We start from the raw sequence: 11,847 nt of genomic DNA on the forward strand, positions 1-11,847 counted from the left end.
TCAACAGAAGTTGTAAAATAGCCCTATGTGTTCAAGTAAATTACTTGAACGGTCAATACAAACACTTGAATACATTGTAGTGCACCCCAAAACTTGGACAGAGGGTCTAAACAAGGTAAACTGTCGAAGAAGGAGTGCCAATGCGTACGAGACGGAATTTCAGTGCCGAATTCAAGGCTAAAGTTGTACTGGAGATTCTCAGTGGAGCCAAGAGCGCAGCCGAGATCTGTCGAGAACATAATTTGAAACCAGACCTGTTATCACACTGGAAGAACCAGTTTCTGGCCAATGCTTCCAAGGTCTTTGAGAGTGGTGCCACAGTGGATCCTCAACAAGCTCGGATTGAGGAGCTGGAGAAACTGGCCGGCAAGCAAAGCCTGGAGATCGAAATTCTAAAAAAAGCATTGACGATCTTGCCGCCCAACCGCAAACCAGGCTCGAGTTGAGCCGCCAGATGGCAAAAGAGTATCCTAAGGTGGCTGTCTGTCAGGCGCTGGGCGTACCCCACAGCAGTCTGTATTATCAATCTCAGCGTGAGAGCGTCTCCGAGCTCAAACGCGCCATCAGCGATGTATGTGCCGAATTCCCCTGTTATGGATATCGACGTGTGACCGCAGAATTGGGTCGGCGTGCCTGGCATGTCAACCGCAAACGAGTCGCTCGCTGGATGTCCCAGATGGGCCTGCAAGCGAAAAAAGTGGTCCGCAAGCGACGAACGACCAATAGCCGGCACCCGTTTCCACGCTATCCGAACCTGGTCGAGGGACGGCAGGTGTTTCAGCCCGATGAAGTTTGGGTCGCAGACATTACTTACATTCGCCTGAAGCATGGGTTTGTCTATCTGGCGGTCCTCATGGATGTCTGCACACGTGCCATTCGCGGCTGGCACCTGGGACAGACGCTTGAACAAATGTTGACGATGGAAGCGCTGCTCAAGGCTTTATCCACGCAGCACTGCCCACAGATCCATCATTCGGATCAAGGCGTTCAATATGCTGCCACGGACTACACCGAACTCTTACAAGCCCAAGGCATTCGCATCAGTATGGCGCACGTCGGGAAACCCACCGAGAACGGGTTTGCCGAACGTCTGATGCGTACCATCAAAGAAGAGGAGGTTGACCTCTCCGATTACGAAGATTATGATCAAGCCTACCAGCAGATCGGTCGATTTCTCGAGGATGTATACATGCGCAAGCGTGTACACTCCTCCCTGAACTATCTGACCCCAGTCGAATTTGAAGCCCAGTGGCATTAGCTTGATAGCATACGCCACTTTTCTGTCCAGTTTTTTGGGGTCACTACAACTCATTGAAGGTCTCTTTTCTTTATGATGGTCACTCTCCGCGCAGGGCTTCGGCGGTTTGCATATGGCTCAGTCGCCAGGCAGGGTAAACTGCCGCAAGCAAGGCGGCGCTGACCGCCAGAACAAATGCCTGCGCAAATGGAAGGGGCTCCATCTGCATTTGAAGTGTCCAGCCAAAGGAGCGCTGGTTAATGATGAAGATCAGTATCCACGCAAGGATGTAGCCGGTGGGCAGGGCGAGCAGTCCCGCAGAAGCGCCGAGCAGACCCGTCTCCCAAAATGTGAGGTGACGCATTTCGGACAGGGTCAAACCAAGCGCACGCAGGATGCCCATTTCGCGGGCTTTCTCCAACTGCAAAGCCAACAGAGAACTCAAGACACCGATAAACGCGACTAGTGTCGTGACCAACTGCATGGCGGTGGTGATCGCAAACGTGCGGTCAAATATCTTGATGGCATCGTCACGCAGCGCACCGCTTGGGTTGACCTGAACGCGCTCGAAGCCGGTCAATTGCCCGCGCAAGTCAGCGGTGACGGAATCCACATCTGCCGATGGGATAAGTGTCAGGGAAACACCGTTGAACGTGTTGTCCTTCCAAATGGATCGATACACATCAATATCCATGCGGATCGTCCCGCTCGTGGATGCGTAATCGGCGTAGATTCCTGCCACAGGAAATTGAACCCAGCCTTCAGGAGTCAGAAGCGGGAACGTCCCATTTGCAGAATCAATGCCAAGACGGGCAGCCAATGGTTCAGAGAGGAGAATCGCCCCATCTCGCATTTTCCTGACAACCTCATCGGGATTCCCATCCAGCAGGATGCGTGCATCGAGCAGCGGGTCGGGCGTCGCCGCAACCAGATCCACAGACCCAGACTCGGTCTCCACACTGATAACGCGCACGACCGCGCTGGACTGCACGAGCGGATGTGACAATGCAATGGAGATCACTTCAGGGTCGAGCGGGGTGTCGAGACGGGTGGCGCTCAAGCCTTGCGCAGCAACGTAGATGTCCCCTTGCAAGGTTTGGTCGAGCCAGAGTGTGACGGTGGTGCGGAAACTGGTGATCATGACCTGCACGCCAATGGTGACCGAAACGGCGATCATCAGAGCAGCGACAGCAACAACAGTACGGCTTTGCGAACGGATAACGTTGCGCGGGGCAAGCCGCCCCAGCAAACCGAAGAGTGCGGCAAGAGGGTCGTTGAGCAGGCGCATGAGTGTCACCGTCACAAATGGAGTCAGTGCCGCCAAGCCGATGACCACAGCAAACGTACCCGTGAAACTGACGACCAGGTCGCGGGTGGGAATGGTGAGAATCAATCCGCCATCGAGGGCGGCAAAGATGCCGAGAACTGCGGCGAGATTGACAGCGGCATCCGCTTTGCTCTCCAGTCCTGCGCGGGAGAGTGCCAGGCGCGGCGGGACGGAGGCGGCTTCCCATGCTGGCGGGGCGGCGGCGAGTAAACTGGCAAACAAACCTGCTAAACCACCTTTGAGCAAACTGGATGCGGGGATTTGCACGCCGCGCACACTTACGACGAAGAACAGATCGTTGATGGTCTGCGTGACCATCTGCACGGCTCCCTGTCCCAGTAAAACGCCCAAGCCCAGCCCGATGCCTGCTCCCAAAGCACCGACCAGCGCGGCTTCGCCCAGCACCATGCCGAAGACCTGCTCGCGGGTATAGCCGAGACTGCGCAAGGTGCCGAACATGGCACGGCGTTGGATCACGGAAAAAGTCATGGTGTTGTAAATCAGAAAAATGCCAACCACCAACGCCAACAGGCTGAGCGCGGTCAGGTTCACGCGGAAGGCAGCGGTCATGGTGTTGACCTGGTCGTTGCGTGTGGCGGAGGCGACCAGCAGATTGCCCGCTGGGAGCACTGATGTGAATGCGGCTGTGTCAAAGTCTTCGGGCAGAATCAAGTCAATCTGGGTCAATTCTCCTGCTGTGCCGGTCAGGCTTTGGGCGGTGGCGATGTCGGTGATGATAAGCGTATCGAGCGCGCGGCGGGTGAAGTCATCGGAGGGTTCGAGCAGACCGGCGAAGTAGGCAGGGCGCGTCTCACCGTTGATGGAGAGGTCGAGGCGGCAGGAGTCGTTCAGTTCGTTCGTGCAGAGCGTCAAGCCGTAACGCTCGGCGGTCGGCGCGGAGAGCAAAATTGCGCCGGGCTGGGTGAGCAGCGGAGCGATGGATCGAAAGTCGAAGCCCTGTCCCCCGCCTAGATAACTGCGGAAGGGTGCTTCGGCGAACGGGTCAATACCAAGCAAGGTGAATGGAATCTCCCCCAACTGCGGGCTGACGACAAAAGCCCGGACAGTCGGCGCGCTCTCGAATTGACCCCGCCACTGCGGGTCGGTGCGCAGACGGACATAAAGAGTTTCATCCACCCCGCCGCTCCCGGCAACGATGGCATGCGTGGCGCGTCCTGTGATTGCGCTTGCGCTCAGGTCGAAGGCGCGTTCGGCGCTGGCATTGGCAAGGTCGATCCCAACCATGACCGCCACACCGAGCGCGATGCCAAGAGTCATCAGCGCAAATTGGATCGGGTGTCGAAGCAGGGTGCGAAGCGAAAGCATGGGCTTCAGCGCTCCGTTACCAGTTGACCGTGCGAGAGACGCAAGACTCTATCCGCGTAGGAGGCGGTTTCGACGCTATGCGTGACCATCAGCAGGGTGCGGTTTTGTTCGCGGGTTAGTTTTGCCAGCAGGGACATAACCTGTGTGCCGGTTTCTTCATCCAGGTTGCCAGTCGGTTCGTCGGCGAGGATTAGCAACGGGTCGTGGACCAGCGCCCGGGCAAGTGCGACGCGCTGTTGTTCGCCGCCGGAGAGTTTCTCGGGAAACGTCGTCCAACGGTCGACCAGTCCGACAGAGTCCAGAAAATCTTTGGCTTTCTTCTGTGCTTGAGCACGCGGGAAGCGGTTAAGTTCCAGCGGCAGGCTGATGTTCTCGCCGACGGTCAGCGTGGGGATTAAATTGTAGAACTGAAAAATGAAACCGATGCGCGCGCGGCGGAACAGGGTGCGCTCGCGCTCGGGCAGGGCGGCGAGGTCGCGCCCCTCCACCCAGATCTGCCCGCTGTCAGGCGCGTCGATGCCGCTGATCAGATTTAGCAGGGTGCTCTTGCCGCTCCCGCTCTTGCCGATGATGGCGGTCATTTCGCCGGGCTTGAATTCGGCGTGCGCGTTCTGCAGGACGACGCGTTGCACGTCGCCCTCATAATAGGATTTGGTCAGGTCTTGGAAACGCAGGAAGGCTGTCATCAGGTAGGACTTTCGCAAAGCATGTTGTCTAATCTTTCACCAATCCACAGACGCATCATACTGCTATGAACTTTCTAAAACTCCCACTCTTTCATACGATTCTCATTTCAACCGCGCTCCTGTTGACTGCCTGCACCCCGCAAACGACCCCTGCCGCCGAGCTGCAAGCCGTGGATTTCTCCCCTGAAATCCCGGAAGGATTCACCTCCGCAGATGGATCACGTCCCCTGACCTTTCCAGCCGATTTTGGTGCGCATCCAGACTTTCGGACGGAATGGTGGTACTACACCGGAAACCTGTCCACGCCAGATGGTCGTCCCTTCGGCTTCGAGTTGACCGTGTTTCGAGTGAGCTTGGTGCCCCCGACAGTTGACCTGCCCGCTGACTCAGCGTGGTATGGCGACAGCCTGTATTTTGCCCACTTTGCCCTGAGCGACATCGAGGCAAACGAGTTCCATGCTTACGAACGCTACTCCCGCGCGGGACCCGGCTTGGCAGGCGCGCAGGCAAGTCCGTACCGCGTCTGGCTCGAAGATTGGAGCATTGTCGAGATAGACAAAGACTCCTATCGCCTGCAAGCCACACAGGACGGGCTTGCCACTGACCTGAACCTGACCGATGAAATGGGCGTCATCCTGCACGGCGAGAACGGGTACAGCCGCAAGGGACAAGAAGTAACAAACGCCTCATACTATTACAGTCAGCCGCGCCTGCGCGCTGATGGGTTGGTGCGAGTGCGAGGTAAAACGTACCCGGTCAGCGGGCTGGCGTGGAAAGACCACGAATTCAGCACCGGCGTTTTGGATAAAGTACAGATCGGCTGGGACTGGTTATCCCTGCAACTCGACGATGGCTCAGCGTTGATGCTGTTCCAGTTGCGCGAATCAGGCGGCGGGACGTCTGATTCGTCCAGCGGGACCTTTATCCACGCTGACGGCTCGACCCGCTCCCTGCAAAACGACGATTTCAGCATCACCGTCCTCGACCAGTGGCGCAGTCCACACACAGCAGGTATGTATCCTGCCGCGTGGAACATCCAACTGAATGAACCGAACTGCGAATTGAACGTCCAACCAAGGATGGCGGACCAGGAGGTCAACTTCCCTGCGGTCACGTACTGGGAGGGTGCCGTCCGCTTTGAAGGGACATGCGATGGCAAGTCTGTGAACGGGAATGGCTACATCGAGTTGACAGGGTATGCCGGGAACCTGCCCCTGCCGTAGTTCGTAAGCATCGTGTTAGAAACTCCCATCCGCTGTTGTTTGTCAATTCATGGTTTGTTTAATCGTTCGGACTGTCGAAGGACTTCCAATCAGAGCTTTATCAAGATTCTATTTTTCGAAAAAATCACATTTCTTGAACAACCTGGAAAGTACATTAATTAATTGAAGGAGTTGAACATGAAAATCGTCAGGCGTGTTTTGTTGGGGTTGCTGTTTGTTGTGGTTTTAGTGGTTGTGTTGTTGGTCGGCTCGGTTGCCGCGGATTATGTCTTGGGCGCCGGGCGTGTTGACCGAATTTCCAATACCACCATTCCTGGAATGAGCGGTATACCCGATGTACGAGCTTACGTTGCAAAACCTGAGGGTGCCGGCCCATTTCCGGTTGTGATTATGATTCATGAATTCTTTGGCTTGAACGAATCCATTGTTAGCAAGGCGGATGGCCTGGCCGCCGAAGGGTACCTGGTTGTTGCCCCCGATACGTTTCGCGGCTCCACAACCTCCTGGATTCCCCGCGCGATTTATCAGGTCAGCACCACCAAGCCTGAACAGGTCAATGCCGACCTGGATACAGTCTACGCCTGGTTGGAAGCCCAACCGGCTGTTGACAGCTCGCGGATTGCGATTATCGGGTTTTGTTATGGTGGGCGTACTGCGCTTGCCTACAGCCTGCATAACAACCAGTTGGCGGCTACCGTTGTTTTCTACGGTTCTCCCGAGACTGACCCCGCTGTGTTGAAAAACCTGCCGGGCCCCGTTTTGGGAATTTTTGGCGGAGCCGATCAATCCATCCCGTTGGAGAACGTGACAGCCTTCGAGACGGCCTTGACCCAGGCCGGGGTTCAGCATGAAATCACGATCTATCCCGATCAGCCACATGCTTTTGTCCAGGACATGGCGGGTATTCGGGCTGGTGGCGCTCAGGGCCAAGCCTGGGCGCAAATGCTCAAATTTTTGGGTGTCCACCTCAGCCAGCCTGGCGCGGGCCAAACCGGCCAATCAATTGCATATCTCCCTGAGTTTGATTGGCAGTATTATCTGATGTTAACCTACGAACATGCTTTTGGCACAGCCAGTCACATGCACTGATTCGCAACCTGGTACGCCTAGCGCTGGAATTATTCGGCAGATTGCATGCAAATGAATTCTATTGGCGTAAGTCTGCGCACAGAGAGCAAGAATGTAGGATAATAAGAAGAAAAGAGAGGCATACATGGCCGAAACCCCAAAGTATTCCGTATTCAGGAAACAAAACGAATTTGAAATTCGGCAATATCCGGGTTATATCCAAGCCGAGGTGATTGTCGAGGATACGAACTACAAATCAGCGATTGAAAAAGGGTTCAATTTTCTGGCGGGCTATATTTTCGGCAATAACATATCGCGACAGAAAATCGAGATGACTACGCCTGTCCAGGCTTCGCAATCCGAGAAAATTGCCATGACCACCCCGGTGACCGTCACCGGTGCAGCGAGCTTCACCGTGGCTTTCATTATGCCTGCCGAATACACCCTGGAAACGCTGCCTCAACCGAAAGATACTCGTATTCATTTCACACACCTCCCACCCAGAACCATGGCTGCCATCCGTTTTTCGGGATATTTCCAGCAAGAGACGATCCAGAAAAACAAGCAGCGCCTCAGTCATTGGCTGGAGGAACAGGGATTTGAAACCGAAGGTGATTTTCTCGTGGCTGGTTATAACCCTCCGTGGGTGCCGGGTTTTTTGGCGCGTAATGAAGTTTTGATTCAGATCAAGAGCGAAGCAAATTCGCAACCCTAAAAATACGATATTCAGTGATCAATCTATTTGTACAAAAGGAGAAAATGAAATGGCAACCAAAAGTAAAGGAACGGACAGTTCAACAAGCGCAACGGAGCGCAAGTTTACCGGATTGCGGCGATTCAACCTGATCATGGGATTCCTGCACCTAGCTCAGGGGATATTCATGATCGGGGTCAGCAATGACACCACCTACCCCATCTTCACCAATTATCTGAATTTTGACCTCGCCACCCGTTCGTTGAAGCCGGGCACTGAGCTATTCTATGAACTTCCTTTCGGCCCAGCCGTTGCGATGTTCCTGCTTATCTCAGCTGTGGCGCACTTCTATCTGTCAACCATCGGGTATGGGAGTTATGTCCAGAATCTCAAGAAGGGTATGAACCCGGTGCGTTTCTATGAGTATGCCCTGAGTTCATCGCTGATGATCGTGCTGATCGGCATGTTGATCGGGCTTTGGGATCTGGGCGCGATCATCCTGCTCTTCACGCTCAACGCCACGATGAACCTGTTTGGCATCATGATGGAGTTGCATAACCAGCACACCCAAAAGACCGACTGGACCGCATTTATCTATGGCTGTGTCGCCGGGTTCATCCCGTGGGTGGTGATCATGCTGTACTTTGTGGGCGCAGTAAATTCCGGCGATGGCAGTGCCAAGCCACCTGCCTTCGTGTACGCCATCGTTCCCACACTGTTTGTCTTCTTTAACATTTTCGCCATCAACATGGTTTTACAATACAAAAAGATCGGCCCCTGGAAGGATTATCTGTTCGGCGAACGCGCCTACATCATCCTGAGCTTATTAGCCAAAACCGTGTTGTGCTGGCTAATCTGGACCGGCACCCTGGCTCCTGTATAAATATATATTTCAATCAAATCATCACCAGAATTACATCGATGCGGTACAAACCTGATATACGGGTATAAGTTTCGACCCACATTGAACCACATTTAATACATAACCCAAGTTGCGACCTACCAAAGGAAGTTGATGGCCCGGGCGAGGCAACCACGCGCCTCCAGCCACGTCCCGCGTCCTCCATCACAGACCAGCCATCAGCATCACGGTGTTTAGGCCCAGTCTTTTCATCCATGAAGGAGCCAATGGGCTTGGTAGGATTTTTGAATGCAGAGTCGTTTTTATCCACGAGTGTTTCAGTGACAACTGTCACAGCTTGATTGGGCATTCCACGCTGCTTGAATTCATTCATTAACGCGGTCTGGAACATGTAACCGATGGAGCCCTGCGTATTCGAACCGGCATAGTCGAGCGGGATGGAATGCACTTCGCTGATCGATAACTCCGATCGTCTTAAGATAAACCCAACCTGCGGACCATTCCCATGGGTGACAATCACATTCCATCCATCCTGGATCATGTCCACAATATGGGGCATGGTCAAACAAACAGCCGCATATTGATCGGGCAATGTCTCCTTGCCCTTCTCGCGCACTAAAGCGTTACCGCCGACGGCTACTACTGCAACTTTAGGTTTTTTAATCATTGGGATTCTCCTATAAAGTAGTATGGCATTCCGAGCAAAGCGAAGAATCTCTGTTAGCCATTGAGACACTTTGGACGTGACGCGCAGCGTCACCCCTCAGAGTGACATGAACGCCCGTATTGCCTGCTCAAAACATGCCAGCGGCGCGCGCGTGATGCCCGCACCCACCTGCCACACGACTCCATCCTCGTCCTCGCTGACGAAGACCGCGCGCTGCAAGTCCTTACCAATTTGATTGGCAATGCCTTGCAATACACGCCCCAAAACGGCACAGTGACCGTGACCATTGAGCGCGAAAAATCGTTTGCGAAATTCTCCATCCACGATACGGGCATTGGCATTTCTGCCGAACACCTTGCGCACATCTTCGACCACTTCTACCGCGTGGACAAATCCCGCTCGCGCGCACATGGCGGCTCAGGCATTGGGTTGACGATTGCAAAACATCTCGTAGAAACGCAGGGCGGGAAAATTTGGGCGGAGAGTGAAGGTGAAAATAAAGGCAGTGAATTTATCTTTACCCTGCCTTTGGGGTGATAATTTCACAACAAAACGAAAACCAACAATGAAATGAAAACTGGTTGAAAGTAATGAAAACATCGCCGGATGGACGTGAGCAAGTCTTGCGTTTTTTTGGATACAGGGGAGATTTTCAACGAGGTCGGCATGTTGATGAAACGACCCAATCCCATGACAGACAGGATCATCGAACTGGTAACCTCGAGGCAGACCTATCGTTAGAAACAGCGGAGGCGCGCCTTGCCAAACTTCTGCTGGATTCAGCCGAAGGGGATGTGATCGAACACCGTCGCTGGACAAATCAAACGGGTATGGTGTCGTACCTTGGCGAAGTGTCCGATGTGTTAAGCCACGTCATCCGCGAATTATTTACAAAACCTTAACCTCCAAATTTATGTGAAATTTCTCACATTTTGTATAATGGGCAAAGCAGGCTGTGACAAGCGCTGTTTTGTAAGTGTCCCTGGAATCAAAGTGGTCAGTTATGAATCATAAAACCTGGATCGAGAGCATGCCCTACCCCAAAGGGCTGCTGAAGTGGCTATATAAATTGCCCATCCTGCTCTACCGAATGGGAATGGGTTTTCTCATTGGCCGCCTGTTCATGACGCTGACCACCATCGGACGAAAAAGCGGTCAGCCGCGCCGGACGGGCATCGAATTCCACGAGTTTGAAGGCAAACCAACCGTGATGAGCGGCTGGGGAACAAAAGCGGATTGGTACCGTAACCTCGACGCCAACCCCCGCGCCACAATCCAGACCTGGCGCGGGGCGCAATCCGTTCGGGCGCGGCGCATCACAACAGAAGAAGAGTTAACCCGCGCCTTTGAATGGACACAATCCAACCCCACGATGCGAAACATGATGAAAAGAGCCCAGGTTGAGATGACTTTGGAACAATTTCTCGCCGAAAAAGAACGCTTCACTTTTGTGACGTTCGAACCCACCACCCAGGTCACCCCTTCGCCCCTACAAGCAGATTTGGCCTGGCTCTGGGCGTTTTTGCTACTTATCTGTTTGTTGTTAACATGCTTTATGATGCATTAACAGATGGTATATCAATGGCACACCATTCTTGAAACTATAATGCCCGCAGGTATATCTCCCCCGCAACTACAAATGTTAATACCCGTACATCTTGATAATGTACAAAATGACACAAACCATACCTGGAAATAACATCGAGGATGACGTGGACAAGCAAGCTAACACAAGCGGGCGGCTGGGCGCTTCCATCACAAAAACAGCCAGCAAGCAGACCTATTATACGATCCGTTTCATTGCAGACCATGAGCGCGCCGCCGACGCGTATCGGGCATACGGATATTTCCGCTGGGTGGACGATGTCATCGACGAAGGATCAGGCTCCCCCTACGGGGATGATGCGGGCGCGGAAAGAATCGCATTTGTCGAGCGGCAAAAGTCAATTCTGGAGGCATGTTATCGGGGCGATTCGCCCCGCGACGCAACCAGCCAGGAGATGATGCTGGTCGACCTCATCCGTAACGACACCGAAAGGAACAGCGGACTGCAAATCTATTTGCGCAACATGATGGACGTGATGGTCTTCGATGCCGGGCGGCGCGGACGAGTTGTCTCGCAGGCGGAGTTGTTCGAGTACTCGCACAAACTGGCGAAGGCGGTCACGGAGGCGTTGTATTACTTCATCGGTCACGATGATCCTTCTCCGCCTCACGAAGCGCGTTATCTGGCGGTGCATGCGGCTCACATCACCCACATGCTGCGGGATGCGCAGGAGGATGTGGAAAACGGCTATTTCAACATCCCGCGCGAGCATCTTGAAGCGTGTGGAATTTCACCGCATCAGGTGAACAGTCAGGCATACCGCGACTGGGTTTGCGGGCGGGTCCAGTTCGCGCGCGGCTATTTCAAGGTGGGACGCGAATGCACGGCGCAGGTGAAGAATTGGCGCCTCCGCCTGGCTGGATATGCGTACACGGCGCGCTTCGCATGGATGCTGGATGCCATCGAACGCGACAACTATTGCCTGCGTTCCGAATATCCAGAACGGAAGGGATTTGCAGCAGGGTTGTGGATGGCTTGGCATACGATAACTTCCATGTTCACGTTGCAGCCACCCAGGACCGAAGCGCGCAAACTGGCGTCGCAACCTGTGCGGTTCGAGAAGAGGTAAACAGATGGGAAACACCGTCCCGAAGGTTTGAACAAATCAATCTCGGCTCATCGAGAAACCTGCGGGACGTTCCAATGGGTGA

12 protein-coding genes and 1 pseudogene are annotated in these 11,847 nt (G+C 54.0%); 9 read left to right on the forward strand and 4 right to left on the reverse strand.

Going from position 1 to position 11,847, the window contains the following annotated elements; all coding sequences use genetic code 11:
- Positions 1-140: 140 nt before the first annotated feature.
- A pseudogene (locus QY332_15960) lies at positions 141-1,258 on the forward strand (IS3 family transposase).
- 79 nt (positions 1,259-1,337) lie between these two features.
- Here the strand turns inward: QY332_15960 and QY332_15965 are convergent.
- Positions 1,338-3,890 (reverse strand): ABC transporter permease, encoded by a 2,553-nt coding sequence (locus QY332_15965; GenBank protein WKZ35110.1) that lies wholly within the window; start codon positions 3,888-3,890, stop codon positions 1,338-1,340.
- 5 nt (positions 3,891-3,895) lie between these two features.
- Positions 3,896-4,594: an ABC transporter ATP-binding protein gene (locus tag QY332_15970; GenBank protein ID WKZ35111.1), complete on the reverse strand. Its 699-nt coding sequence runs from the start codon at positions 4,592-4,594 to the stop codon at positions 3,896-3,898.
- 47 nt (positions 4,595-4,641) lie between these two features.
- On the opposite strand from QY332_15970, the gene QY332_15975 reads away from it, so the two are divergent.
- The 4 genes from QY332_15975 (at position 4,642) to heR (ending at position 8,444) form a co-directional block, all read left to right on the forward strand.
- Complete coding sequence (locus QY332_15975; protein ID WKZ35112.1) at positions 4,642-5,799, forward strand: lipocalin-like domain-containing protein; 1,158 nt, start codon at positions 4,642-4,644, stop codon at positions 5,797-5,799.
- 177 nt (positions 5,800-5,976) lie between these two features.
- A complete protein-coding gene (locus QY332_15980; protein ID WKZ35113.1) occupies positions 5,977-6,888 on the forward strand; it encodes a dienelactone hydrolase family protein in 912 nt (303 codons plus the stop codon).
- Between the two features lie 124 nt (positions 6,889-7,012).
- A complete protein-coding gene (locus QY332_15985) occupies positions 7,013-7,582 on the forward strand; it encodes a heme-binding protein (protein WKZ35114.1) in 570 nt (189 codons plus the stop codon).
- Between the two features lie 49 nt (positions 7,583-7,631).
- Positions 7,632-8,444 (forward strand): heliorhodopsin HeR, encoded by an 813-nt coding sequence (gene heR / locus QY332_15990; GenBank protein WKZ35115.1) that lies wholly within the window; start codon positions 7,632-7,634, stop codon positions 8,442-8,444.
- Positions 8,445-8,457: 13 nt separating this feature from the next.
- On the opposite strand, the gene QY332_15995 is transcribed toward heR, so the two are convergent.
- Positions 8,458-9,090, reverse strand: a complete 633-nt coding sequence (locus QY332_15995; protein WKZ35116.1) for a hypothetical protein — start codon at positions 9,088-9,090, stop codon at positions 8,458-8,460.
- A gap of 96 nt (positions 9,091-9,186) precedes the next feature.
- Entirely contained in the window at positions 9,187-9,342 is a 156-nt protein-coding gene (locus tag QY332_16000; GenBank protein WKZ35117.1) for a hypothetical protein, read from the reverse strand.
- Between QY332_16000 and QY332_16005 the strand changes: the two genes are divergently transcribed.
- The 4 genes from QY332_16005 to QY332_16020 all read left to right on the forward strand — a co-directional run bounded on the left by QY332_16005 (position 9,337) and on the right by QY332_16020 (position 11,765).
- Positions 9,337-9,627, forward strand: a complete 291-nt coding sequence (locus QY332_16005) for an ATP-binding protein (GenBank protein WKZ35118.1) — start codon at positions 9,337-9,339, stop codon at positions 9,625-9,627. The genes QY332_16000 and QY332_16005 overlap by 6 nt on opposite strands.
- A 53-nt stretch (positions 9,628-9,680) precedes the next feature.
- Complete coding sequence (locus QY332_16010; protein ID WKZ35119.1) at positions 9,681-9,992, forward strand: hypothetical protein; 312 nt, start codon at positions 9,681-9,683, stop codon at positions 9,990-9,992.
- Positions 9,993-10,093: 101 nt separating this feature from the next.
- The gene (locus QY332_16015) at positions 10,094-10,657 is read left to right on the forward strand and encodes a nitroreductase family deazaflavin-dependent oxidoreductase (protein WKZ35120.1); all 564 of its coding nucleotides are present in this window, start codon (positions 10,094-10,096) and stop codon (positions 10,655-10,657) included.
- A 106-nt stretch (positions 10,658-10,763) separates the two neighbouring features.
- Positions 10,764-11,765 (forward strand): squalene/phytoene synthase family protein, encoded by a 1,002-nt coding sequence (locus tag QY332_16020; GenBank protein WKZ35121.1) that lies wholly within the window; start codon positions 10,764-10,766, stop codon positions 11,763-11,765.
- The last annotated feature ends 82 nt before the right edge of the window (positions 11,766-11,847 follow it).

Source organism: Anaerolineales bacterium (genome assembly GCA_030583885.1).
Classification (GTDB): domain Bacteria; phylum Chloroflexota; class Anaerolineae; order Anaerolineales; family Villigracilaceae; genus Villigracilis.

Bases quoted from the DNA above. Each gene is read 5' to 3' on its own strand.
- QY332_15965 (WKZ35110.1), bottom strand. From the start codon at position 3,890: ATGCTTTCGCTTCGCACCCTGCTTCGACACCCGATCCAATTTGCGCTG.
- QY332_15975 (WKZ35112.1), top strand. From the start codon at position 4,642: ATGAACTTTCTAAAACTCCCACTCTTTCATACGATTCTCATTTCAACC.
- QY332_15980 (WKZ35113.1), top strand. From the start codon at position 5,977: ATGAAAATCGTCAGGCGTGTTTTGTTGGGGTTGCTGTTTGTTGTGGTT.
- QY332_15985 (WKZ35114.1), top strand. From the start codon at position 7,013: ATGGCCGAAACCCCAAAGTATTCCGTATTCAGGAAACAAAACGAATTT.
- heR (WKZ35115.1), top strand. From the start codon at position 7,632: ATGGCAACCAAAAGTAAAGGAACGGACAGTTCAACAAGCGCAACGGAG.
- QY332_15995 (WKZ35116.1), bottom strand. From the start codon at position 9,090: ATGATTAAAAAACCTAAAGTTGCAGTAGTAGCCGTCGGCGGTAACGCT.
- QY332_16010 (WKZ35119.1), top strand. From the start codon at position 9,681: ATGAAAACATCGCCGGATGGACGTGAGCAAGTCTTGCGTTTTTTTGGA.
- QY332_16015 (WKZ35120.1), top strand. From the start codon at position 10,094: ATGAATCATAAAACCTGGATCGAGAGCATGCCCTACCCCAAAGGGCTG.
- QY332_16020 (WKZ35121.1), top strand. From the start codon at position 10,764: ATGACACAAACCATACCTGGAAATAACATCGAGGATGACGTGGACAAG.